Raw genomic sequence first — 22,464 nt, 5'->3', positions numbered from 1 at the left:
TCGGAGCGGACGTTCTTAAAGGGGGGCTCGGTTCCGGGGTGGGACAGCGGCTGCTCAGTCCTCGGGGTGACAGAACGCCATCGCCTCGCGGACGCTGTCACGTTCGCCGAGCAGGGTGAGGTTGTCGCCCTCCTGGACCGTGTAGTCCGCCCCGGGGACCTGCACCTCGCCGTCCCGGGAGACGAGCGCGATGAGACAGCCCGGCGGCAGCTCCGGCCCGACCTCCGAGAGCGTGCGGCCGATGAGCTCGTCCGAGGTGACCGTTATCTCCTGGATGTCCCCCTCCTCGCCGAAGTGGGTGATCCAGTCCGAGAGCGCGGGCCGCTCGATCTCGTTGTCGATGGCCCACGCGGTCGCCATCGCAGAGGAGATGGTCCGGACGCCGAGGTCCTCGAACGCCTCGACGTTGTCCGAGTTGTTCGCCCGTGCGATGACCGTCTCGACGGAGAACTTGCTGTTCGCGAGCTGTACCACGAGGAGGTTCGCGTCGTCGTCACCGGTGGCGGCGACCACGATCTTCGCGTTGTCGGCACCGGCGGCACGCAACACGTCCGTGTCGGTGCCGTCGCCCTTGTGGACGGTGAAGCCCGCCTCGCGGGCGACCTCCACTATCTCCGGGTCCTTCTCGATGATGACGACGTTCTCTCCTCGGTCGTCGAGGCGGTCGGCGAGCGAACGGCCCACCTGCCCACCTCCGATGATGAGTACACGCATTGGTATGACGTCGAGTGCTTCCGCGATCTGTCTGGCGAGTCCGGCCTCGAAGACGACGGTGATGAGGATGACGAGGAACACCGCCCCGACGAGGGTGTCCGCGCCGCCCGGGTTCGTGGTCTGGAGTTCGAGCGCGAACAGCGTCGCGACCGACGCCGGGATGATGCCGCGCGGGCCGACGAAGCTGATGAACCAGCGCTCGGAGGTCGTGAACTGCCCGGCGGTCGTGCTGGCGAACACCAGCAGCGGCCGGAGCACCAGCGCGACGATGAGCACCACGGCGATGCCCTGCCAGCCGAGCCCGAACAGCTTCTGGAACTCCAGCAGCGCCGCCAGCGCGATGAAGACGAACGAGAGGACGATGAGCGTCACGTCGCCCTTGAACTCCTCTATCTGCTCCTCGTAGGGCAGGTCGGCGTTCCCGAGGACGATGCCCGCCGTCGCGACGGCGGCGACACCGGCCTCGGAGAAGATCTCGTTCGCCGTCGCGAACGCGACGACCGCGCCCGCCAGCGTCAGCAACCGGGCGTTCTGCGGGGCGTTGTCCGGCGAGAGGTCGACGTGCCGGAGCACGTACCAGATGATGCCGGCGACCACGAGCCCGATGAGCAGCCCGGTGCCGAGGCGCTCGGCGAACCGCTGGATGTAGATCTCGATGCTCGATTCCTCCACCGCGAGCACCTCGAAGATGACGACCGCGAGGATGGCCGCTGTCACGTCGTTGACGATGCCTTCGGTCTCCAGTGCCGCCTCGACACGGTCGCGCACCGCGACCACCTCGAGGATCGGTGTGATGACCGTCGGCCCGGTCGCGATCAGGAGCGCACCGACGAGCCCGGCGATGGCCCACTCGGTGTCGAGCAGGTACCGGACGGCGACGGTGGTCCCGAGGAACGAGATCGTCGCCCCGAGCGTGACGAGCTTGACGTTCGCCGAGGGGGCCTCCCTGAGCTTGGATATCTTCAGGTGAAACGCCCCCTCGAAGACGATGATGGCGACCGAGAGGCCGACGATGGTCGACAGAGCGCCGCCGAACGTCTCCTCGGTGACGATGGGGTCGATGAACGGGAACCAGTTGCCGATGCCCTCGGGTCCGACGAGGATGCCGGCGATGATGAGAAAGAGCACGCTCGGCGTGCGGAACCGGTCGCCGAGTATCTGCGAGGCGACACCGAGCGCGACGATGAGCGCGACGATGAGCGCGAGATGGCCGGCGCTCTCGCCAGCGAGCACGACCCCTCCGAACACGTCAATCACGGCTGACACCCATGTACCCGGGTTGTTGGAGCCATCGCGTATAAACGACCCGTTTGCGGCCAGCCGGTTCCGGGGCGACGGCTCCGGTCGGGCCGGCCGACCGGTCGCCGGACGGAAACAGCCTCGACAGTCCCGCTGCGTGCACGCGAGCCGTGGCGTCCGCGAGTTCGACGGACGGCTCGCCGGCGGAGCACCCGCTCCCGGCGTAGCGACAGTCGAACTCGTCGTCGGAGACACATCGGACCCGGCAGTTCCGGTTCGAGACGACATCGTCGTGTTCGACCCGGTCGCCGGGTTCGAGTTCGAACAGTTCCTCCCGAACGGTCCCGTGGACAGCGGGTCGCACAGCCGGCGAGCAGCGGACCGCCGGACACGGGCGAGGAGGCTGCGTCTCGACGGCGGCGTGAGAGAACCGTCGGCGACGATGGTGGAAAACGGTCGTCCGCGAGCCGGCCACTCAGTCGTCGGCCTCTGCCGGCTCGGCTCGCTCGTCCTCGCCGTAGATCTCCTCGACGAGGCGGTCGTAGCGGTCCTTGATGTTCCGGCGCTTCTTCTTCATCGTCGGCGTCATCATGTCGTTCTCCTCGGTGAACTCCTCCTCGGCCAGCCGGAACTCCTTGATCTGTTCGTGCTTCTCGAAGCGTTCGTTGACCGCGGCGACCTCCTGCTCGACGACCTCGTGCGCCCAGTCGGCGTCACAGACTGCGTGGTCGTCGTCGGGCAGGTCGACCCCCTCCGCCGCCGCCCGCTCGCGCAGCCCCTCGAAGTTCGGCACGATGAGCGCGGAGACGAACTTCTCCCCGTCGCCCATCACCATGCACTGCTCGACGACCCGGCTGGAGACGAACGCGTCCTCGATGGGTGCCGGCGCGACGTTCTTCCCGGTCGAGAGGACGAGTATCTGCTTCGAGCGCTCGCGGAACACGAGGTAGTCGTCCGGGCGCTTGTGGACGATGTCGCCGGTCTTGAAGAAGCCGTCCTCGGTGAACGCGGCCTCGGTCTCCTCGGGCTTGTTCCAGTAGCCGTCGGTCACGTTCGGCCCGCGGATGAGCAGCTCGCCGAGCTTGCCCATCGTGTCCGTCGCCTCCCCCTCGGGGACGACGGAGGTGTCGATGCGCACGTCGATGTCGTGGTACGCGGGGCCGATGGTGCCGATCTTGACCTCCTCCGGCGGGTTGCTCGTCACGACGGGCGACGCCTCGGTGAGCCCGTAGCCCTCGTAGATGGGCAGCCCCATCCCGTGGTAGAGGGTACAGAGCTCGTCCGAGAGCGTGCCACCGCCGCTGATGAGGTAGTCGACGTTGCCGCCGAGCGCCTCGCGCACGTCGCTGAAGACGAGTTTGTCCGCGAGCCAGTAGCGAGCCTTCAGCAGCGCCCCGGGCCGGTCGGAGCGGTAGTACTCGCGGCTGACGCCGGTCGCCCAGTTGAAGACCCGCTCCTTGAAGCCGCTCTCCGAGGCCTGCTCGCGGATGGCGTCGTAGATCTTCTCGTACACCCGCGGGACGCTGGTCGCGGTGTTCGGCTCGACGACCTGGAAGTCCTCCTTCAGCGTGTCGACGCTCTCGGCGTAGCCGACGCAGCCGCCGGCCGCGAAGATGAGGAAGTGCCCGGCGGCGCGCTCGAAGACGTGCGCCAGCGGCAGGTACGACACCGTCCGGGTGTGCTCGTCGATGGTCGGGAACGAACTGGATTTCTCCGGGCGCGGGCCGTACCGGCGGTACATCTGGTTGACGTTCGACCGGAAGTTGCGGTGGGTCAGGCGCACCCCCTTCGGCTGGCCGGTCGTTCCGGACGTGTAGACGAGGCTCGCGAGGTCCTCGACGTCGGTCTCGTCGAGCCACGTCTCGAAGGTGTCACGGTCGAACCGCTTGCGACCCTCCTCGTACACCTCGCCGAGCGTGTAGACGCCCTCCTCGTCGTCGTAGTCGGCGGGGAGGTCGTCCATGCAGACGATGAAACGGATGGACAGGGAGTCCGAGACCTCGAGCACGCGGTCGAGCAGCTCCTGGTTCTCGACGACGACACCCGTCGCGCCGGGGTCGTCGAGCAGGTAGCGCACCTGTGCCGGCGAGGACGACTCATACACCGTCGTCACGACCGCGCCCGCGGAGAGCAGGCCGAAGTCGCACTGGGCCCACTCCATCCGCGTGTCGGCGAACAGCCCCACCCGGTCGCCCGCGCCGACGCCGAGCGCACGGAACCCCGCCGCGAGGTGCTGGATGATCTCCTGCATCTCGCCGTAGCTGAGCGTCGCGTAGTCGTCGCTCGGTGCCTCGTCCACGGCCCCGACCGAGGCGAGGCTCCGGTCGTACACACCTCCTTTGTACTTCTGTGCCGGTCGGTCCGGGTGTCGGTCCGCGCTGTCGTGGAACATTCGTGCCAGGGTGTTCATGCCTGTCACGTCGTCAGAGAACTGTTGTTCTGCCTCCCGCCAATCCATGACTGGACGCTAGCACGACCGGTGTATGATAAAAGGTTATGGCAGTTTCACCAGTTTCCAGCCGTTCAAGCGGAGCCTTCAGCCTGTGCTGCCAGGGTGAGGGGCCACGCGCCCCGGCGTCACTCCGCGTATATCTCGTCGATGAGCTCGTCGTGCACGTCGGTGATGTTCCGGCGCTTCTTCTTCATCGTCGGCGTCAGCAGGTCGTTCTCCTCGGTGAACTCTTCGGTGACCAGCCGGAACCGCTTGATCTGCTCGTACGTCTCGAACTGCGGGTTGATGCGGTCCACCTCCTCCTGAACCCGTTCGCGGACGTACTCGTGCTCGACGGCCTCCTCGTCGTCGTCGGGCAGCTCGGTGCCGTTCTCGGTCGCCTCGTCGCGGAGCCGTTCGAGGTTCGGCACGAGCAGCGCGCCGACGAACTTCTCGCCGTCGCCGACGACCATGCACTGCTCGACGACCGGCGAGGCGGCGAAGGCGTCCTCGATGGGTGCCGGTGCGACGTTCTTGCCCGTCGAGAGGACGAGTATCTGCTTCGAGCGCTCGCGGAACTCGATGTAGCCGTCGGGGCGCAGGTGGACGATGTCGCCGGTCCGGAACCAGCGCTTGCCGTCGATCTCGGTGAAGGCCTGGGTGGTCTCTCCCGGCTTCTCCCAGTAGCCCTCGGTGACGTTCGGCCCGTCGACGAGCAGCTCGCCGACCTGGCCGGGGTCGTCCGCGAACGTCTCCTGCTCGACGATCGTCTCGTCGATGTAGATGTCCTCGTCGACCACCGGCGGTCCGATGGTGCCGATCTTCGGCTCCTCCGGCGGGTTCACGGCGACGACGGGCGCGGTCTCGGTGAGCCCGTAGCCCTCCATGATGGGCAGCCCCATCGCGTGGTAGAGCGCGCAGAGCTCCGGCGAGAGCGAACCACCGCCGCTGATGAGGAAGTCCACGTTGCCTCCCAGTGCCTCGCGCACCTTCTGGAAGACGAGTTTGTCCGCGAGTCTGGCCTTCGCCCGGAGCGCGACGCCCGGGTTCTCGGTCTCGTGGTACTCCACGCCCACGTCGGTCGCCCACTCGAAGATGCGCGAGCGGAGGTCCGAGGTCTCGGCCTGCTCGCGGATGGCGTCGTAGATCTTCTCGTAGACCCGCGGGACGCTCGTCGCGGCGTTCGGCTGGACGGCCGCGAAGTCGTCACGCAGCGTGTCGGGGCTCTCCGCGTAGCCGACGCAGGCACCGGCGGCGAACATCTCGAAGTGCCCGGCCAGCCGCTCGAAGACGTGCGCCAGTGGCAGGTACGACACCGTCCGGGTGTGTTCGTCGATGACCGGGAGGTCGCCCTTGTCCGGGCGCGGGCCGTACCGCTTTCTGATCTGGTTGACGTTCGCCCGGAAGTTACCGTGGGTGAGCTGGACGCCCTTCGGCTGGCCGGTCGTGCCGGAGGTGTAGATGAGGCTCGCCAGGTCGTCCCACTCGCGCGAGTCGACCCACGACTCGTACTCGTCTCGGTCGAACAGCTCCGCACCCCGGTCGTGGACCTCGGCGAGCGTGTGGATGTCCTCGCGCTCGTTGTGGCCCTCGAGGCGGTCCATCGAGACGATGAACTCGAGGTCGAGGTCCTCCTCGACCTCCAGGACGTGCGACAGCGCGTCCGCGTTCTCGACGACGACGGCGGACGCGTTCGGGTCGTCGAGCAGGTAGCGCACCTGCCGGGACGACGAGCCCGAGTACACCGTCGTCACGACAGCGCCGGCGGAGAGCAGGCCGAAGTCGCACTGGGCCCACTCCATCCGCGTGTTCGAGAAGATGCCCACGCGGTCGCCCGCGCCGACGCCGAGGTCGCGGAAGCCGGCGGCCAGGTGGCGGACGATGGTCCGCATGTCGTCGTAGCTGATGGCGCGGTACTCGCCGTCCGGGGCCGCCGGGATGACCGTCTCTGTCAGCGAGCGGTCGTAGACCCCGCCCTTGAACATCTGCGCCGGGCGGTCCGCGTGCCGTTCGGCACTGTCCTCGAACATCCGGGCGAGGTTCGTCTCACCTGTCACCTCGTCGGTGTACTCTCGCTCCGCCTCCTGCCAGTTCATACCACACCCCTGTACTGCAGGGGGGATAAAAACACCTGAACTTTCGGTCAGTTTCTCCCCGACGGCGCGACCGGCTCAGTCGTCCCGGCTGTCGAGGTAGCGGAGCACGCCCCGGACGTTCATCGCCGTCTCGCCGCGGGCCTTCCGCTCGCCCCAGACCTCGTGCATCTCCGTCGTCTCCGCGAAGTGCTCGACGACGGTCTCGTCGTCCGGGAGCTCGTCGCGCTTGTCCGCCACGGTCGCGACCCACGACTCCAGCCGTGCCTCGTACTCGGTGAGCCGGTCGTCGGTCTCGGCGGGCCCGAAGTGCGGGTACAGCAGCGTCGACGGCTCGAACGACCGGATGGTCTCGACGTCCGCGAGCGCCTGCTCCAGGTCGAACTGTGGCGGCGGCGTCGTCTCCCGCACCACGTCGAGGCTCGGGACGTAGATGCCCGCCGCGTCGGCCGTGAACACGGCATCGTTCGCGGGGTCGTGGAACACGTGCTGGTGCGGTGCGTGTCCCGGCGCGTGCGCTGCTTGCAACTCGCGGTCGCCGAGGTCGATGGTGTCGCCGTCGGCGAGCGTCTCGATGCGCCCCTCGGGCACCGGCTCCGGCTCGGTGTACCACTCGATCTGGTCGCCGACCGCGGCCTTCGTCCCCTCCCAGAGTCGCGACGGGTCCGCGAGGTGTCGCGCACCGCGCTCGTGGACCCACACCGTCGCGTTCTCGCATGCGTCGGCGAGGAAGCCAGCCCCGCCCGCGTGGTCGAGGTGGACGTGCGTGACGACCAGGTGTTCGACCGCCTCGGGCGCGATGTCGAGCTCGTCCAGCGCGTCGAGGATGCGGTCGTGGTGGGTCCCGATACCGGTGTCCACGAGCGCGACCTCCTCGGCGTCGAGGACGTACACCGCGCCGTACTCCGCGGTGCCGTACATGCCGGTGTCGACGTAGTGGAGGTCCGAACACTCGCCCGTCGTGACTTCGTTCACGTCGCCTGCTGTCATACGTGGTGACGCGGTCCGGGACGTGAAAAGTGTGTCTCGTGCATGGTGGGACGGGCCCACGCGGGCGGACGCGGTCCCCGGGTCTCAGTCCGCGGTCGGACGGGTGTCACGGGAATCCCGGCGCTCGGTCCGGCCGGTGGACGGGGGTTCCGGCGCGGCTTGCCACGCTCCGGTACTACTAATCCGCCCGACGCCGAACCACCGTCTATGGCATACGACGGCCCGACACAGCTGTACATCGGCGGCGAGTGGACAGATGCGGCGTCCGGCGAGACGCTCGAAACGCACGATCCGGCGACCGAGGAGCTGTACGCCGAGGTGGCCGCGGCTGGCCCCGAGGACGTGGACCGCGCGGTCGAGGCCGCCGAGGTGGCGTCGGCGCACGACAGCGAGTGGAGCCGCATGGGTCCGAGCGAGCGCGGCCAGCACCTGCACGCGATGGCCGACGCCATCGAGGCGATGGACGAGGAGATCGGTCTGGTCGAGTCCCACGACAACGGCAAGACGCCGTTCGAGGCGTCCATCGACATCAGCATGGTCGTCGACACGTTCCGGTACTACGCCGGCTGGACGGACAAGATACAGGGCGACACCATCCCGGTCGACGGCCCGCGCCTGAACTACACCCGTCGCGAGCCGCTGGGCGTCACCGCCCACATCAGCCCGTGGAACTACCCGTTCCAGCTCGCGGGTCGCTCGCTCGCGCCCGCGCTGGCCGCCGGCAACACGGCCATCCTGAAGCCGTCCAGCGAGACGCCGCTGTCGGCGCTCTACTACGCGAAGGCCGCCGAGGAGGCCGGCCTGCCCGACGGCGTGTTCAACGTGCTGCCGGGTCGCGGGAGCACGGCCGGCGACGCGCTCGCCAGCCACGAGGGCGTCGAGCACGTCGCCTTCACCGGGTCGACGTCCATCGGCAAGCACGTCATGGAGACCGCGAGCGAGCACGTCACCGGCGTCACGCTCGAACTCGGCGGGAAGGGCCCGCACCTCGTCTTCCCGGACGCCGACCTCGACGCCACGTCGAAGGGCGTCCGCAACGGCATCTTCATGAACTGCGGCCAGATGTGCTGGGCCGGCTCGCGCCTGGTCGTCCACGAGGACGTCCACGACGAGCTGGTCGAGATGGTCTGTGAGATGGCCGAGGCGATGCCGCTCGGCTCCGGCATCGACGACGACGGCCGGATGGGCCCGCAGGTCTCCGCCAGCCAGCAGGACGAGGTCCTCTCGTACATCGAGCAGGGCGTCGAGGAGGGCGCGACCGTCGCGGCCGGTGGCGGCGTCCCCGACGACAAGGACGTCGGCCACTTCGTCGAGCCGACCGTCCTGACCGACGTGACCAACGACATGACCGTCGCCCGCGAGGAGATATTCGGGCCGGTGCTGTCGGTCATCGAGGTCGGCGACGAGGCGGAGGCCATCGAGGTCGCCAACGACTCGCCGTACGGGCTGATGTCCGGCATCTGGACGAACGACATCAAGCGCGCACACCGCGTCGCCGAGCGCCTGGAGTACGGCATGGTCTCCATCAACGAGTACCCGGTCACCTTCCCGCAGACGCCGTTCGGCGGTTACAAGGAGTCCGGCTACGGCCGCGAGCAGGGCGAGGAGGCCATCCAGGAGTACACGCAGGTCAAGAACGTCAACGTCAACCTGTACTGAGACCGGCGGTCACGCGACCCCTGTTTGAAGGGGACACGCCGATTCTCAGTCGCTCGGAATCGGCGGGCCCCTCTATTTGTTCCTGCGGTGAAGACACGGAGTGGGCCGAGACACCCGCGCCTATCTGCATGTTCGTTCGACCGGACCGACTCGGCCCCTGCACCCATCCGGGTCGGACTCCCGACCGACCCGGACTGCCTGCTGAATCCACCACCATCTGACGCTCTCTTTCCGTGCCTTCTTCCACGAGGAACCTCCCGATGGCCAGCCCCCGGCTTCGAGTGCGCCCGGCGTGAGGGACGTCTGCACATCGGCGGTCCCACCCAATATTGCCGTAACTGACGGTTATACACGTTTGTAGGAATATGCACCACGTACATGAACGACGACGCCAGCTTCGACACCCGCGCGCTCCACGCGGGCGGGGAGCCGGACCCGGCGACAGGGGCCCGTGCGCCCCCCATCTACCAGACAACCTCGTACACGTTCCCGGACGCCGACGACGCCGCCGCCCGCTACGCGCTCGACCGCGACGACCACGTCTACTCGCGCATCTCCAACCCGACGGTCGACCGCCTCGAGGAACGACTCGCGTCCCTCCACGACGCGGCCGGTGCGACCGCGACCGCCAGCGGGATGGCCGCGCTCGACGCGCTGACGCTCGTGCTCGCCGAGGCCGGCGACACCGTCGTCTGCTCGACGGACACCTACGGCGGGACGACCTCGTACCTCTCGAACATCGCACCCCGGCGGGGCATCGAGGCCAGATTCGTCGAGACGCTCGACGCCGAGGCCTACGCCGAGGCCATCGACGACGACACCGCGTACGTCCACGTCGAGACGGTCGGCAACCCGTCGCTGGTGACGCCGGACTTCGAGCGCGTCGCCGAACTCGCCCACGCCCACGACGCGCCCCTCGTCGTCGACAACACGTTCGCCACGCCGCACCTCTGCCGCCCCCTGGAGCACGGGGCCGACGTGGTCTGGGAGTCCACGACGAAGTGGCTCCACGGCTCGGGCACGACGGTCGGTGGCGTCGTCGTGGACGGCGGCGACTTCGACTGGGCGGCCGGCGGCTACGACGAACTCGCCGGCGAGAGCCCGGGCTACGACGGCGTCGACTTCTCCGAGCGGTTCGACGCGCCGCTGGCGAAGGCCGTGCAGTACAGGTCGCTGCGCGCGCTCGGCAACCAGCAGTCGCCGTTCGACGCGTGGCAGACCCTGCAGGGCATCGAGACGCTCCCCTTGCGGATGGACCGCCACTGCGAGAACGCCCTCGTCCTCGCGGAGTACCTCGACGACCACGACGACGTGGCGTGGGTCTCCCACCCCGGTCTCGACTCGCACCCGACCCACGAGAACGCGAGCCGCTACCTCGCCGACTACGGGGGGATGCTCACGTTCGGGCTGGAGAACGGCTATACCGGCGGGAAGCGCTTCTGCGAGGCCGTCGAGGTCACGTCGTTCCTCGCCAACGTCGGCGACGCGAGGTCGCTGGTCATCCATCCGGCGAGCACGACTCACGCACAGCTCTCGGAGGCCGAGCAGCGCGACGCCGGCGTCACGCCGGACCTCCTGCGCTTTTCGGTCGGCATCGAGGACCCGACGGACCTGCTCGCCGACGTGGAGCAGGCCATCGCGGCGGCGACCGACGGCGCGGGCGACGGCGCGGCCGGAACGGACGGCGCGGACGCAACCGGCGACGACGCGGAGGGCTCCCGATGAACGAGCGCGGCGTCGCCGACCTCGGCGAGTTCACGTTCGCCTGCGGCGAGTCCGTCGAGAACCTCCGGATCGCCTACGAGACCTACGGCGAGTACGAGCCCGCCGACGGCGACCGCCACGCTGGCAACGCGGTGCTCGTCTGTCACGCGCTCACCGGCAGCCAGCACGTCGCCCGGCGGCCCGAGCGCGGCGACGGCGGGAACGGCGGCGACGGCGGCGACGGCGGCGACGGCGATGTCGGGGACGACGCCACCACGACCGCCGGCCAGGCCCGCGCCTGGTGGGGCGACGTGGTCGGTCCCGGCAAGGCCATCGACACCACCGGGCAGTTCGTCGTCTGCGCGAACGTCCCCGGCTCCTGCTACGGCTCCTCCGGGCCGGCGACCGAGGGCCCCGACGGCGAGCCCTGGGGCACCGACTTCCCGCCGGTCACCGTCGCGGACTGGACCCGCGCCCAGCGCCGCCTGCTCGACCACCTCGGCGTCGGTCGGCTCCGGGCGGTCGTCGGCGGCAGCGTCGGCGGCATGAACGCGCTCGACTGGGCGGTGCGCTACCCCGACGACGTGGACCGCGTCGCCGTCGTCGCCGCCGCGCCTCGCCTCGACGCGCAGTGCCTCGGCCTCGATACGGTCGCGCGCCGCGCCATCACCACCGACCCGAACTGGAACGGCGGCGACTACTACGGCGACGACCACCCCGACCCGGACGACGGCCTCGCGCAGGCCCGCCGCATCGGCCACATCATGTACCTCTCGAAGGACTCCATGGACGGCAAGTTCGGCCGCCGGTCCGCCGGCCGCGGCCACGGCCGCGAGTCGCCCGACCCCGCCGCCTCGTTCTTCCCGTACCGGGACGTGGAGTCGTACCTCGACTACAACGCCGAACGGTTCGTCGAGCGGTTCGACGCCAACGCGTACCTCTACCTCGTCCGCGCGATGGACGAGTACGACGCCGCCGCCGGCTACGAGTCCGACGCCGCCGCCCTCGGCGCGTTCGACGGCGAGTTGCTCTGCCTCTCGTTCACCGGCGACTGGCACTTCACCGTCGAACAGTCGGAGGGACTCGCCGAGGCTGCACGGGAAGCCGACGTGCCCGTCGCCCACCACGTCGTCGACTCCGACCACGGGCACGACGCCTTCCTCGTCGAACCAGAGCGCGTCGGGCCACCCCTCTCGGACTTCATCGCCGACGGCGTCGCCGGCCAGGCCGTCACCGACACCGTCGAATCGACCGACGACGGCGACGAGTTCGCCCCCGTCCACACGAGCCTGTTCGGGGACTGAGGGTCGAGATCTTCACAGCTGGGTGGCGCGCGCTGGCGAGCGTGCCGAACGAAGTGAGGCCGCGAGCCTGTTGCGTGCGAGGGACGAGCATCGCAGCGGAGCGAGAAGCGCAGGAGGTTGGGGAGGTTTGAGGTGCGGTTGCGGTGCTGTCGGGCGGGACTGAAAGGGGCGAGGTTCTCGGCGAACGTCGACGAAGCAAGGACCGCAGGGACGAGGACCGCAGCGAGTCGCGAGAGCCGAGAACCTCGGGGCTTTCTGACTGTTCGTGATGGGGCCTGTTCAAACGTTTGGCGGGGCTTCCTAGCGGTTCGGAGTCGCGGAAACCGGCCTGTGGACAGCGCATCCGCCACTACGAACTAGCGTCACTCATAGCGTCAATTCCGGCCGCTACCACCGCGTTACTACCCCCGCCGACCCTACGAACGCCCATGACAGACGAGGACTCCGACGAGCGACAGTTCGCGACGCACTCGCTGCACGCGGGACAGGAACCGGACCCGACGACGGGCGCACGGGCACCGCCCATCTACCAGACGACGTCGTACGTGTTCGACGACGCCGACGATGCCGCCGCGCAGTTCGCGCTGGAGAAGCCGGGGCACATCTACTCGCGGCTGATGAACCCGACCGTCTCGACGCTCCAGGAGCGCATCGCCGCGCTGGAGGGTGGGGTCGGTGCGGTCGCCACCGCGTCCGGCATGGGTGCGCTGAACCTGGCGACGTTCCTGCTCGCCGACGCGGGCGACAACATCGTCACGGCGTCGTCGCTCTACGGCGGGACGTACACGTACTTCACGCACACCGCACCGCGCAATGGTGTGGAGGCCCGGTTCGTGGACACGCTGGACTACGACGCCTACGCTGAGGCCATCGACGACGACACGGCGTACGTCCACTTCGAGACTATCGGGAACCCGGCGCTCGTGACGCCGGACATCGAGCGGCTCGCCGACATCGCGCACGACCACGGCGTCCCGCTGTTCGTGGACAACACGTTCGCGACACCGTACCTCTGCCGCCCCCTGGAGCACGGCGCGGACCTCGTCTGGGAGTCGACGACGAAGTGGCTCCACGGCTCGGGCACCACCGTCGGCGGGGTCCTCGTCGACGGCGGCTCGTTCCCGTGGGAGGAGTACGCCGAGGACTACCCGGAGATCGCCCAGGAGAACCCGGCGTATCACGGCGTCAACTTCGCCGAGCGCTTTGGCGAGGCCGCGTTCACCTACGCCGCCATCGCCCGCGGACTGCGCGACCTCGGCAACCAGCAGTCGCCGTTCGACGCCTGGCAGACCATCCAGGGCATCGAGTCGCTGCCGATGCGGATGCAGCGCCACTGCGAGAACGCCCAGGTCGTCGCCGAACACCTCGCCGACCACCCCGAGGTGTCGTGGGTGAACTACCCCGGCCTCGAGGACCACGAGACCCACGAGGCCGCCAGCGAGTACTTAGAGGGCGGCTACGGCGGCATGATCACGTTCGGGCTGGCGCAGGGCTACGACGCCGCACAGTCGACCGTCGAGTCGACCGAGCTGGCGAGCCTGCTCGCGAACGTCGGCGACGCGAAGACGCTCGTCATCCACCCCGCGAGCACCACCCACCAGCAGCTCACCGAGGAGGAGCAGCTCGCGGCGGGCGTCACGCCAGACATGGTCCGCCTCTCCGTGGGGACCGAGGGCGTCGCGGACATCGTCGCGGACCTCGACCAGGCCATCGACCGGGCGACGAACTGAGGACGAAGATCCGTTTTCGCGGTTCGCGGTTCCCCGACTCAGAGCACGCCGCGCGCTTCCAGCAGCTCGCGCAGCTCGGCCATCGTCGTCACCGTCTCGTCGCAGGCCGGCTCCACGGCGGGTTTCGGGTCGAACCCGACCGCGAGCCCGGCGACCTCCAGCATCGGCAGGTCGTTCGCGCCGTCGCCGACCGCGACGGTGTCCGCCATATCGATGTCCAGCTCGGCGGCGTGGGACTCGAGCGCGTCGTCCTTCGTCCCCTCGACGAGCGGGCCCTCGACCTCCCCCGTCAGCGCGCCGTCAGCGACGGGGAGCCGGTTCGAGACGATGGCGTCGACGGTGACACCCTCACGCTCCAGTGCGGCCTCGACGCCGCGCTGGAACCCGCCGGTGAAGATAGCCGTCGTCACGCCGGCCTCGTTCAGTGCGTGGATGAGGTCGGCCGCGCCGGGTCGCAGGCGCACCTCCTCGAAGGCGGCCTGTGCGTCCTCGTTCGGAAGCCCGTCGAGGAGCGCCGCGCGCCGGCGCAGGCTCTCGGCGTAGCCGATCTCGTCGTTCATCGCCCGCTCGGTTATCTCTTCCATCTGCTCCGCCACGCCGTAGCGGCGGCCGAGCAGCACCGTCATCTCCGAGTCCGAGAGCGTCCCGTCGAAGTCGAACGCGACCAGCGTCATTGGCTCTCCGTTCTGGCCGGGACGGTAAACCCCTTCAGGTTCCCGCAGTGCTGGCCTGCCGGCGTACCGTTCGACGGACACCGCCCCCGTTGCGCACACCCTTTATGTGTCGGCCCGGCGAACGGTCGTCCATGACCGACGACCTCGACGCCGTTGCTGACTCCGAGTTGCGCGAGTACCTCTCGGAGGTCGACCTCCATGGCGACGACGTGCGGGTCGCCTTCCGCTACGAGGGCGAGTCGTACGACCTGCTGCACGTCCGCGACGACGTCCGCGCACAGTTCACCGACGAGGAGTTCGAGCGACGGATACAGACGCTGATGATGAAGGGCCTGGGCGACCCGCCGAGCGACGGCTCGCTGTTCGACTTCGGCGAGCTCGACGCGACGCTGCGCTTCTACGACGCCGTCGTCGTCGCCTCCTTCCCCGACGAGGACTGGTCTGGTGTGATCGTCGTCGCCGACCGGACCGACAGCGAGACGGTCGAGCGGACGCTCGAGAGCCTGGAGAACGACGAGCTGTAGCCCCGGCTACAGCGGCGTCCACGTTCGGGGCCCGATGTCCAGCCCCCGGACTCGCACCTCCCGTCCAGCGTCGGTGTCGCGCACCTCGACCAGCCCGTCGAACGGCTGTCTGAGCACCGAATACGACTCCAGGTCGCCCACGTCTTCGAGGACGAACCCACCCCGGAAGTCGCCGGTCTGGACCCGTCCCGTCAGCACGTGGAGGAACTGGTACACCCGACGGAGGTCCGCGTACATCAGCATCGTCGACAGCGTGTGCATTCCCACTCCGACGCTCTCGCACGACGCCTGGAGCTGGCGCATGAACTCCGACGTTCGGATGCCGATGCCGGTCATGTCACCCGGGTCGGAGACGAAGCGGTGGTATCCAGTCTCCCGAGCGGGGCTGATCTGGCGGCTCACGCAGTCGACGACCCGCAGCGACGGTTCCGGGGCGACCTGTCGGTACTCGCGCTCGACGACCGACGCCCGCTTGCGCGTCGAGACGAACACCGTCCCGTCCGTCGTGTCGCCGCCGAGCAGTTCGTACAGTAGCTGGCGCTTGCCCGCCAGCGGCGGCCCCGCGACCAGCACGTTCGTCCCCGCCGGGATCGTATCGAGGTCCGACCCAATCGTCGCGTGCATGCTCTGGACTGCGTACGACGGCCTCCCTTTTCAATGCACAGCCAAAAGAGGCAGCGGCGAACCGGGAATCGGGGGCCGGTGATCGGGCGAGACACTGGTCGGCACAGTCACGGGATCGCCGTGGATATCGAGACAGACTCACACGGAACCAAAAACACTTGACCGGTAGCGGCCAACGGGAAGACGATGCTGCTCGTGCTGTGCGTCGACCTCGACGACGACGTGGGTCGCAAGACCGACGTGCGCACGCCGGTCGTCGGCCGTGACGCCGTCGAAGAGGCGGCGGTGAAGCTCGCCACGGTCGACCCGGAGGACAGCGACGTCAACGTCCTGTTCCAGGGCGTCCACCTCGTCGACGAGCTGGCCGCCGAGTCCGTCGAGGTCGCGGCGGTCGCGGGCAACGAGCGCGGCGACGTGAGCGCGAACAGACAGGTCGGCGAGGAGGTCGACGAGGTGCTCGCCGGGCTGTCGACCAGCGAGGAGGTCACCGCGCTCATCGTCACCGACGGTGCGCAGGACGAGTCCGTCATCCCAGTCATCCGCTCGCGGGTGAAGGTCGACGGCGTGCGTCGGGTGGTCGTCCGGCAGGCACAGGACCTGGAGTCCATGTACTACACCATCAAACAGGTGCTGAACGACCCCGAGACCAGGGGGACCATCCTCGTCCCCCTCGGCATCATCGTGCTCATCTACCCGCTCGCGCTGCTGGGCGACCTGCTGAACCTCCCCGGCTCGATGCTGGGGCTCTCCTCGGCGCTGCTCGGCCTCTACCTCATCTCGCGGGGGCTCGGACTCGGCGAACGCCTCGACGGGGCCGTCGACCGTGCCCGGCGCGGGCTGTACGCTGGCCGGATGACGCTCATCTCCTACGTCGTCGCCGCGGCGCTGCTCGTCGTCGGCGGCGTCTCCGGCGTCGAACAGCTGGAGACGGTGCAGGTCGCGAGCTCGACCGCGCTCACCGCGACGGAGGTGCTCGCCGCGCTCACGTTCGGGTCCGTGCGCTGGTTCGCCGCAGCCGGTGTCACGACCAGCCTCGGGCAGATCACGGACGAGTACATCGCCGGCACGCTGGAGTGGCGCTACCTGAACGCGCCCTTCTACGTCGTCGCGATGGGGGCGGTGCTGCACGCCGTCGCCGCCTACTTCCTCCAGTTCATGGTGCTGTCGAGCATGGCGGCGGTGCTCCTCGGTGGGACCCTGCTGGGGCTGGCGAGCACGCTCGCCTTCGCCATCGCGGAGACACACTTCTCGGAGCGCGTCGAGGCCGGGTAGAAGGGTTACCGCTCGCGGACGACGACGAACCGCGCGAGGTCCTCGAGGTACTCGCGGGCGTCGGTGTTGCCCGACTCGACCGTCGACAGCGCGTCGAGTGCGGCGTTCGCCTCCGCCTTCGCGCGCTCGTTCGCGGCCTCGGGCGTGAGGTCCGTCACCTGCACGACCGACGGACGGTCCATCTCGGCGTCCTGTCCGGTGGGCTTGCCGAGGTCGTCGGCGTCGGCGGTCGCGTCGAGCACGTCGTCGCGGATCTGGAAGGCGACGCCGACGCGCTCGGCGTACTCCCCGAGCGCCTCGACCGTGTAGGCGTCGGCGTCGGCCGCGACCGCGCCGAGTTCGGCGGCCGCGCGGAACAGCGCACCCGTCTTCCGGCGGGCCAGCTCCATGTACTCCCGCTCGTTCGTCGGCTGGGCGGCGAGCTCCGTCGCCTCGCCCTCGCCGAGTTCGACCATCGCCTCGGAGACGATCTGCATCGCCTGCGGGTCCGACGAGAACAGCGCGAACGCCTCGCCGAGCAGGCCGTCGGAGGCGATGATCGCCGGCCCGTAGCCGTACTCGGTCCACGCCGCGGTCGTGCCTCGACGGACCTCGGACTGGTCGATGATGTCGTCGACGACCAGCGATGCGTTGTGGACCAGTTCGATACCGACCCCGAAGTCGACGGCGTCCTCCGGGTACCCGCCCGCGGTCTCGCAGGCCAGCACCGTCACCGTCGGTCGAACCCGCTTGCCCCCCGAGAGCGAGACGTGCCGCAGCTCGTCGGCGAGCTCCGGCTGCTCGACGGCGTCCAACACCTCGACGAGCCGGTCGTCGACCAGCTCGCGCCGACGCTTCAGGAACTCCATCGCGAGAGCGTTAGGAACGCCACGAAAAGTAGGTGACGGAACACGCCAACCAGCAATCATTGCTGCGAAGCGGCGGGTTCCAGCCCTCAGGCGCTCGAAGCGTCCGGTACGGTGGTCACTCGAACTCCTCGATGAGCGCGGGGACGACGTCGAACAGGTCGTCGACGATGCCGTAGTCCGCGATGTCGTAGATGGGCGCGTTCGGGTCCGTGTTGATCGCGACGATGGTGTCGCTGCCCTTCATGCCGGCGACGTGCTGGACCGCCCCGGAGATGCCGATGGCGATGTAGACGTCGGGCGTGACGACCTTCCCGCTCTGCCCGACCTGCCGGTTCTTCGGCAGCCAGCCGGCGTCGACGATGGGCCGCGAGGACGAGAGCGTCGCGTCGAGCGCGTCCGCGAGGTCGCGCACGAGGTCGAGGTTCTCCTCCTCCTCGATACCGCGGCCGATGGAGACGAGCACGTCCGCCTCGCTGATGTCGACGTCGCCGCCGCCGACCTCCTCGAAGCCGGTGACCGTCGAGCGCACGGCGGACTCGTCGACGTCGGCCTCGAACGCCTCGACGGTCGCGTCGCCCGTCTCGTCGGTCGCGGGCCACTCGGCACCGCGGATGGAGACCGCGACCTGCTCGGCCTCGACCGCGGTCGTCGTCTCGACCTTCCCGCTGTACATCTCGCGGGTCGCGGTCAGCGTCGACCCGTCGATCCCGACGTCGACCACGTCGCTGACGTACGCGAGGCCGAGCCGGTTCGCGACGGCCGGCGCGTAGTCCAGGCCGTTGACCGAGTTCGGCATGACGAGGAACTGCGGATCGACCGCCTCGAACAGCTGCGTGACGACCTGTGCGTACACGTCGTGGTTGAACTCCTCGCCGTTCTCGACGGTGTGGACCGTGTCGACGCCGTCGAGCTGGAGCTGGTCGCCGAAGCCCTCGACGTCGCCGGAGATGACGGCGACGTGGAGGTCGCCGCCGGTCTCGTTCGCCAGCTCGCGGCCCGCGGTCACGAGTTCGAACGACACGTCGCGGAGCTCGCCGCGCCGGTGGTCGGCGATGGCCAGGACGTCCGTCATTGCGCACCCACCCCCTTGTCGCGGAGCAGGGTAGCAAGCTGTGCCGCCGCCTCCTCCGGGCCGCCCTCGAAGTACGTGGCGTCGCTCTCCGTCTCGGGTTCGTACATGTCGGTCAGTGTGAGTTCGTTCTCGACGGCCGCGGCGTCGAGGCCGAGGTCGCCGAGCGTCTTCGGTGCGATCTCCTTGCGCTGTGCCTGCCGGATGCCGCGGAGGCTGGCGTAGCGCGGCTCGTTGATACCCGTCTGGATGGTCAGGACGGCCGGGAGCTCGATGTCGGTGAGCTCCTCGACGCCGCCCTCCAGCTCGCGGCGTACCGACGCGGTGCCGGACTCGACGGAGTCCTGGTCGAGGTGGTTCACGACCGCGGCCCACTCGAAGCCGAGCGCGTCGGCCAGCGAGACGCCGGTCGCGCCGAAGCCGTCGTCGTCGGCCTGCACGCCGGAGAGGACGAGGTCCGGGTCCTCCTCCTCGACGACCTTCTCGAGGATGGCGGTCTTCGCGCCCACGTCGAGCAGGTCCGAACCCTCCAGTGCGTCGTCCCAGATACGGACCGCGCGGTCCGCACCCTTCGCGAGCGCCATCCGGATTGTCTCCTCGGCCCGCTCCGGGCCGATGGTCACGGCGACGACTTCGTCCGCGATGCCGGCCTCCTGGAGCTGGACGGCCTCCTCGACGGCGTAGTCGTCCCACTCGTTGAGGTCGTATTCGAGGTACGTCTCGTCGATGGACGTGCCCGCGATCTGGAACTCGTCCTCGACGGCGGCCACCTCCTTGACGGTAACGAGAACTTTCATCGTCAGAGGCTAACGCTGCCCCCTACGTAAATGGTTACGAAACCGCCCGTCCGCCGAGAACCGTTTCTGCGCCCGCGAGACAGCTCAGGGCTCGTCGTCGAACTCGCCGAGGCTCTCACCGGGGAGCGTGATGAGGTTCTCGCGGCCGATGCGGAGCTTCCGTATCTCCTCGTCGTCGGCCATTCCGGACAGCAGCTGGGACACCTTCGCGTTCGACCAGCCCGTCTCCTTGACGATGTTGGCCTGCTTCATCCGCCCGCCGTTGCCGTCGAGCAGCCGGAGCACGCGCTCCTCGTCGGAGAGCAGCTCCTCGTCGATCTCGTCCGCTTCCGGCGGCTCGTCGGCCGCACCGGCCGCCACACCCTCGGCCGCCCCGGCAGCCTCCTCCTCGTCCGGGACCGCACCGGTGGCACCCCCGTCGCTCGTCGGCCCGCGGCCGCCGTTCGGTGTCGGCTCCGGGCCGGCACCGGGCGGCGCTCCCGACTGGCGCTTCGCGAACATGTACGCGCCACCGGCCGCGGTGACGACGAGCACGCCGACGAGCCCGACGAGCACGAACGGCGACAGGCCCTCGTCCTCGGGGTTCGGGTCGGTCGGCGTGGTCGTGTTCGGCGGTGCGAGCTCGAAGTACGTCGTCTCCAGATAGCCCGGCTCGAACGTCACCGGACCGTCCCACACCAGCGTTCCGTTGTCCGGGCCCTTGTCGTCGGGCGAGTCGCGGATGCCGTAGTTCGTCGGGCTGTTCAGGACGAACCGCTGGTCGTCGTACAGCCGGTTGAACCACGTCTCGTTATCGGTCCCGAACGCGTCACCGACGACGATGGTGTTCCCCTCGACCGACGCGAAGCCCGTCCAGACGAACGAGTAGGTCAGCTCACCGATGTAGGTCGTCGTCTCGTTCTCCGTGCCGTTCGTCGCCGCAGTCGTCGTGGTGGCCGTCCCCGGCTGAGTCATCCGTTCCCGAATCTGGACGTCCTCCCACCCGGCGGCCTCGATGGTCATCTCGCGGTCGGTCCAGCTCTCGCCCTGCTCGGCGAACCGCTGGAACACCTGCGGTGAGAACCCCACGTCCGCGGTGCCCGCCGAGACGTCGTCCCCGAAGCGCTGGAACGCCTCGGTCTCGTTCGACGAGTTCAGCACGTACCGGTAGGTGATGGACCAGCGAGCGTCCCCCGAGGCCGTCACGTTCACCTCGAAGACCGTGTGGGGGCTCGCCTCCTCGAACGGGAGGGAGTCGCTCGTCTGCACGGTCGACCGGTCGCTCTGCTCGGCGGCCGGTGCGGTGCCGCTGCTCGCCACGCCGACCACCGGTGCGGCGACGAGCGAGAGCGCGAGGAGGGCGACAGCGAACGCGGAGAGTGACCGCATACGACTGCACGTGGAGGCTCATAGGAAAAAACGCTTTCCATCCTGATAAAACGTCAGACGGCGTTATGAAACGTCTCATCGGTTCTCCCCCCTCGTTGTCGGAAGAGTGTCCACTCAGCAGCCAGGTCGACCACTTTTTGTATCCCCGCTGTGTACGTGCCGGCGATGACGCGTCTCACGCTCGTCCTCCTCATCACCCTCCTCGCCATCGCGCCGGTCGCGTCGGTTGCTGGCGTGGGCGGAGGCGCACCCCCGCTCACACCCGACGACGCCGGCGACGACGGCGACGCACCCGAGACGACCGTCGAGTCGACGGGCACCGTCGTCACGATACAGTCGAACAACACGACACGACGACTCGACCTCACGACGGTCGACCGGGCGACGTACTCGAACCCCGGAGCGGACCTCGCGAGCACCGTCGCCATGACTGGACAGGAGCTCGACCAGGGCCTCCGCTTCGAGTACCTCTCGGTCCGCGTCGAGCAGGCAGGCTCGGCCGCACAGCGGCGTGCCATCGCGGACGCCGAGGTCGACCGGCTCAACCGGGCCATCTCCGAGCTACGGGACCGTGAGTGGGCGGTCCTCCAGGCGTACGGGAACGGCGAGATCGGGGAGCGCGAACTGCTGCACCGTCTCGCCGTGATTCACTCGAGCGCATCGAACATCGCCACGGCAGCGACACGCCTCGAGGAGGACGGTGCCGACTTCAACGCTGATGATGTCAGACGTCGGGCGGCCGAACTCCAAACGCCGATCCGGGCGCAGGTCCTCGACGAGTTGACCGGGCAAGCGGAGGTCCCATTCCGGGTGCACGTTCGTGGGTCGGAACAGGGACTCGTGATACAGGCCCTGTCGGAGTCCCGCTTCAGCCGTGACTACTATCGCGAGGCCATACGGTTCGACAACTTCGAAGACGGACCGAACACGTTCAGCCTGAACGCGTTCCTCGACCTGCTCAACGACCGGTACCCGTACGTCACGACCTACGACGCGGACCTCGACGAGACGACGGACGGCACGAACGTCTACGTCAACTCCCACGACCAAGGCGACATCCGGCTCTACAACGACGGCCGCACCGAAGGCGTCTATCGAGAGTACCAGTCGCTCCGCCTGAGCGACCTCCCGAACGGCGACCGCTACACCGAGACGGAGAACGGGACCACCGTGGCGGTCCAGCTGACGCCGAACGGCGGCCCCGCCAGGGTCGTCGCGTCGGATGCGCTCACCGACAACAGTGTCTCCGCGACGGTGATGGTCGACGGTGAACGTGTCGGCCAGACCGGACCCGGTGGCAGTCTCTGGATCGTCCAGCCGTCCGCGGAGTACACCATCACGGTCCGGACACCCGATGGAATCATCACCCTTCCCATCGACCGCACGCGGACGACGACCAACGCCACCGTCTCGGCCTGACCTTC

17 protein-coding genes are annotated in these 22,464 nt (G+C 68.8%); 7 read left to right on the top strand and 10 right to left on the bottom strand.

Annotated elements, in window-relative coordinates; all coding sequences use genetic code 11:
* Window positions 1–54: 54 nt before the first annotated feature.
* The 4 genes from NOW55_RS14825 to NOW55_RS14810 form a co-directional block, all read right to left on the bottom strand.
* Window positions 55–1,947, bottom strand: coding sequence for a cation:proton antiporter domain-containing protein (locus NOW55_RS14825; protein WP_368407777.1), 1,893 nt, complete (start codon window positions 1,945–1,947; stop codon window positions 55–57).
* 481 nt (window positions 1,948–2,428) lie between these two features.
* Entirely contained in the window at window positions 2,429–4,411 is a 1,983-nt protein-coding gene (locus tag NOW55_RS14820) for an AMP-dependent synthetase/ligase (RefSeq protein ID WP_256400889.1), read from the bottom strand.
* Window positions 4,412–4,530: 119 nt separating this feature from the next.
* Window positions 4,531–6,480 (bottom strand): AMP-dependent synthetase/ligase, encoded by a 1,950-nt coding sequence (locus NOW55_RS14815; RefSeq protein WP_256400888.1) that lies wholly within the window; start codon window positions 6,478–6,480, stop codon window positions 4,531–4,533.
* A 75-nt stretch (window positions 6,481–6,555) separates the two neighbouring features.
* A complete protein-coding gene (locus tag NOW55_RS14810) occupies window positions 6,556–7,467 on the bottom strand; it encodes an MBL fold metallo-hydrolase (protein ID WP_256400887.1) in 912 nt (303 codons plus the stop codon).
* A 207-nt stretch (window positions 7,468–7,674) separates the two neighbouring features.
* Here NOW55_RS14810 and NOW55_RS14805 point away from each other — a divergent pair, with 207 nt between their 5' ends.
* The 4 genes from NOW55_RS14805 to NOW55_RS14790 all read left to right on the top strand — a co-directional run bounded on the left by NOW55_RS14805 (window position 7,675) and on the right by NOW55_RS14790 (window position 13,864).
* Window positions 7,675–9,126 carry an aldehyde dehydrogenase family protein gene (locus tag NOW55_RS14805; RefSeq protein WP_256400886.1) on the top strand — a complete coding sequence of 484 codons (1,452 nt, stop codon included), beginning with the start codon at window positions 7,675–7,677 and terminating at the stop codon, window positions 9,124–9,126.
* A gap of 378 nt (window positions 9,127–9,504) precedes the next feature.
* Entirely contained in the window at window positions 9,505–10,851 is a 1,347-nt protein-coding gene (locus NOW55_RS14800; protein ID WP_256400885.1) for an O-acetylhomoserine aminocarboxypropyltransferase/cysteine synthase family protein, read from the top strand.
* Entirely contained in the window at window positions 10,848–12,134 is a 1,287-nt protein-coding gene (gene metX / locus NOW55_RS14795) for a homoserine O-acetyltransferase MetX (protein WP_256400884.1), read from the top strand. The genes NOW55_RS14800 and metX overlap by 4 nt, the downstream gene beginning before the upstream one ends.
* Window positions 12,135–12,562: 428 nt before the next feature.
* A complete protein-coding gene (locus NOW55_RS14790) occupies window positions 12,563–13,864 on the top strand; it encodes an O-acetylhomoserine aminocarboxypropyltransferase/cysteine synthase family protein (protein WP_256400883.1) in 1,302 nt (433 codons plus the stop codon).
* Between the two features lie 38 nt (window positions 13,865–13,902).
* Here the strand turns inward: NOW55_RS14790 and serB are convergent, their stop codons facing one another.
* Window positions 13,903–14,538, bottom strand: coding sequence for a phosphoserine phosphatase SerB (serB, locus tag NOW55_RS14785; RefSeq protein ID WP_256400882.1), 636 nt, complete (start codon window positions 14,536–14,538; stop codon window positions 13,903–13,905).
* A gap of 131 nt (window positions 14,539–14,669) precedes the next feature.
* On the opposite strand from serB, the gene NOW55_RS14780 reads away from it, so the two are divergent.
* Complete coding sequence (locus tag NOW55_RS14780) at window positions 14,670–15,062, top strand: DUF7522 family protein (RefSeq protein WP_256400881.1); 393 nt, start codon at window positions 14,670–14,672, stop codon at window positions 15,060–15,062.
* A gap of 6 nt (window positions 15,063–15,068) precedes the next feature.
* On the opposite strand, the gene NOW55_RS14775 is transcribed toward NOW55_RS14780, so the two are convergent.
* Window positions 15,069–15,686, bottom strand: a complete 618-nt coding sequence (locus NOW55_RS14775; protein ID WP_256400880.1) for a DUF7504 family protein — start codon at window positions 15,684–15,686, stop codon at window positions 15,069–15,071.
* Window positions 15,687–15,872: 186 nt separating this feature from the next.
* On the opposite strand from NOW55_RS14775, the gene NOW55_RS14770 reads away from it, so the two are divergent.
* Window positions 15,873–16,958, top strand: a complete 1,086-nt coding sequence (locus tag NOW55_RS14770; RefSeq protein ID WP_256400879.1) for a DUF373 family protein — start codon at window positions 15,873–15,875, stop codon at window positions 16,956–16,958.
* 5 nt (window positions 16,959–16,963) lie between these two features.
* Here the strand turns inward: NOW55_RS14770 and NOW55_RS14765 are convergent, their stop codons facing one another.
* The 4 genes from NOW55_RS14765 to NOW55_RS14750 all read right to left on the bottom strand — a co-directional run bounded on the left by NOW55_RS14765 (window position 16,964) and on the right by NOW55_RS14750 (window position 21,040).
* Window positions 16,964–17,806: a polyprenyl synthetase family protein gene (locus tag NOW55_RS14765; RefSeq protein WP_256400878.1), complete on the bottom strand. Its 843-nt coding sequence runs from the start codon at window positions 17,804–17,806 to the stop codon at window positions 16,964–16,966.
* 115 nt (window positions 17,807–17,921) lie between these two features.
* A complete protein-coding gene (locus tag NOW55_RS14760; RefSeq protein ID WP_256400877.1) occupies window positions 17,922–18,878 on the bottom strand; it encodes an electron transfer flavoprotein subunit alpha/FixB family protein in 957 nt (318 codons plus the stop codon).
* Window positions 18,875–19,672, bottom strand: coding sequence for an electron transfer flavoprotein subunit beta/FixA family protein (locus tag NOW55_RS14755; protein ID WP_256400876.1), 798 nt, complete (start codon window positions 19,670–19,672; stop codon window positions 18,875–18,877). The genes NOW55_RS14760 and NOW55_RS14755 overlap by 4 nt, the downstream gene beginning before the upstream one ends.
* A gap of 84 nt (window positions 19,673–19,756) precedes the next feature.
* Window positions 19,757–21,040, bottom strand: a complete 1,284-nt coding sequence (locus NOW55_RS14750; RefSeq protein ID WP_256400875.1) for a helix-turn-helix transcriptional regulator — start codon at window positions 21,038–21,040, stop codon at window positions 19,757–19,759.
* Between the two features lie 165 nt (window positions 21,041–21,205).
* On the opposite strand from NOW55_RS14750, the gene NOW55_RS14745 reads away from it, so the two are divergent.
* Entirely contained in the window at window positions 21,206–22,459 is a 1,254-nt protein-coding gene (locus NOW55_RS14745; RefSeq protein ID WP_256400874.1) for a DUF7096 domain-containing protein, read from the top strand.
* The last annotated feature ends 5 nt before the right edge of the window (window positions 22,460–22,464 follow it).

It is taken from the genome of Haloarchaeobius litoreus (assembly GCF_024495425.1).
Taxonomy (GTDB): Archaea; Halobacteriota; Halobacteria; order Halobacteriales; family Natrialbaceae; genus Haloarchaeobius; species Haloarchaeobius litoreus.
This window is presented reverse-complemented; position numbering and strand designations above follow the sequence as displayed.

Bases quoted from the DNA above. Each gene is read 5' to 3' on its own strand.
- NOW55_RS14745 (WP_256400874.1), top strand. From the start codon at position 21,206: ATGACGCGTCTCACGCTCGTCCTCCTCATCACCCTCCTCGCCATCGCG.
- NOW55_RS14770 (WP_256400879.1), top strand. From the start codon at position 15,873: ATGCTGCTCGTGCTGTGCGTCGACCTCGACGACGACGTGGGTCGCAAG.
- NOW55_RS14760 (WP_256400877.1), bottom strand. From the start codon at position 18,878: ATGACGGACGTCCTGGCCATCGCCGACCACCGGCGCGGCGAGCTCCGC.
- NOW55_RS14810 (WP_256400887.1), bottom strand. From the start codon at position 7,467: ATGACAGCAGGCGACGTGAACGAAGTCACGACGGGCGAGTGTTCGGAC.
- NOW55_RS14805 (WP_256400886.1), top strand. From the start codon at position 7,675: ATGGCATACGACGGCCCGACACAGCTGTACATCGGCGGCGAGTGGACA.
- NOW55_RS14780 (WP_256400881.1), top strand. From the start codon at position 14,670: ATGACCGACGACCTCGACGCCGTTGCTGACTCCGAGTTGCGCGAGTAC.
- serB (WP_256400882.1), bottom strand. From the start codon at position 14,538: ATGACGCTGGTCGCGTTCGACTTCGACGGGACGCTCTCGGACTCGGAG.
- NOW55_RS14755 (WP_256400876.1), bottom strand. From the start codon at position 19,672: ATGAAAGTTCTCGTTACCGTCAAGGAGGTGGCCGCCGTCGAGGACGAG.
- NOW55_RS14775 (WP_256400880.1), bottom strand. From the start codon at position 15,686: ATGCACGCGACGATTGGGTCGGACCTCGATACGATCCCGGCGGGGACG.
- NOW55_RS14815 (WP_256400888.1), bottom strand. From the start codon at position 6,480: ATGAACTGGCAGGAGGCGGAGCGAGAGTACACCGACGAGGTGACAGGT.
- metX (WP_256400884.1), top strand. From the start codon at position 10,848: ATGAACGAGCGCGGCGTCGCCGACCTCGGCGAGTTCACGTTCGCCTGC.
- NOW55_RS14765 (WP_256400878.1), bottom strand. From the start codon at position 17,806: ATGGAGTTCCTGAAGCGTCGGCGCGAGCTGGTCGACGACCGGCTCGTC.
- NOW55_RS14790 (WP_256400883.1), top strand. From the start codon at position 12,563: ATGACAGACGAGGACTCCGACGAGCGACAGTTCGCGACGCACTCGCTG.
- NOW55_RS14820 (WP_256400889.1), bottom strand. From the start codon at position 4,411: ATGGATTGGCGGGAGGCAGAACAACAGTTCTCTGACGACGTGACAGGC.
- NOW55_RS14750 (WP_256400875.1), bottom strand. From the start codon at position 21,040: ATGCGGTCACTCTCCGCGTTCGCTGTCGCCCTCCTCGCGCTCTCGCTC.
- NOW55_RS14800 (WP_256400885.1), top strand. From the start codon at position 9,505: ATGAACGACGACGCCAGCTTCGACACCCGCGCGCTCCACGCGGGCGGG.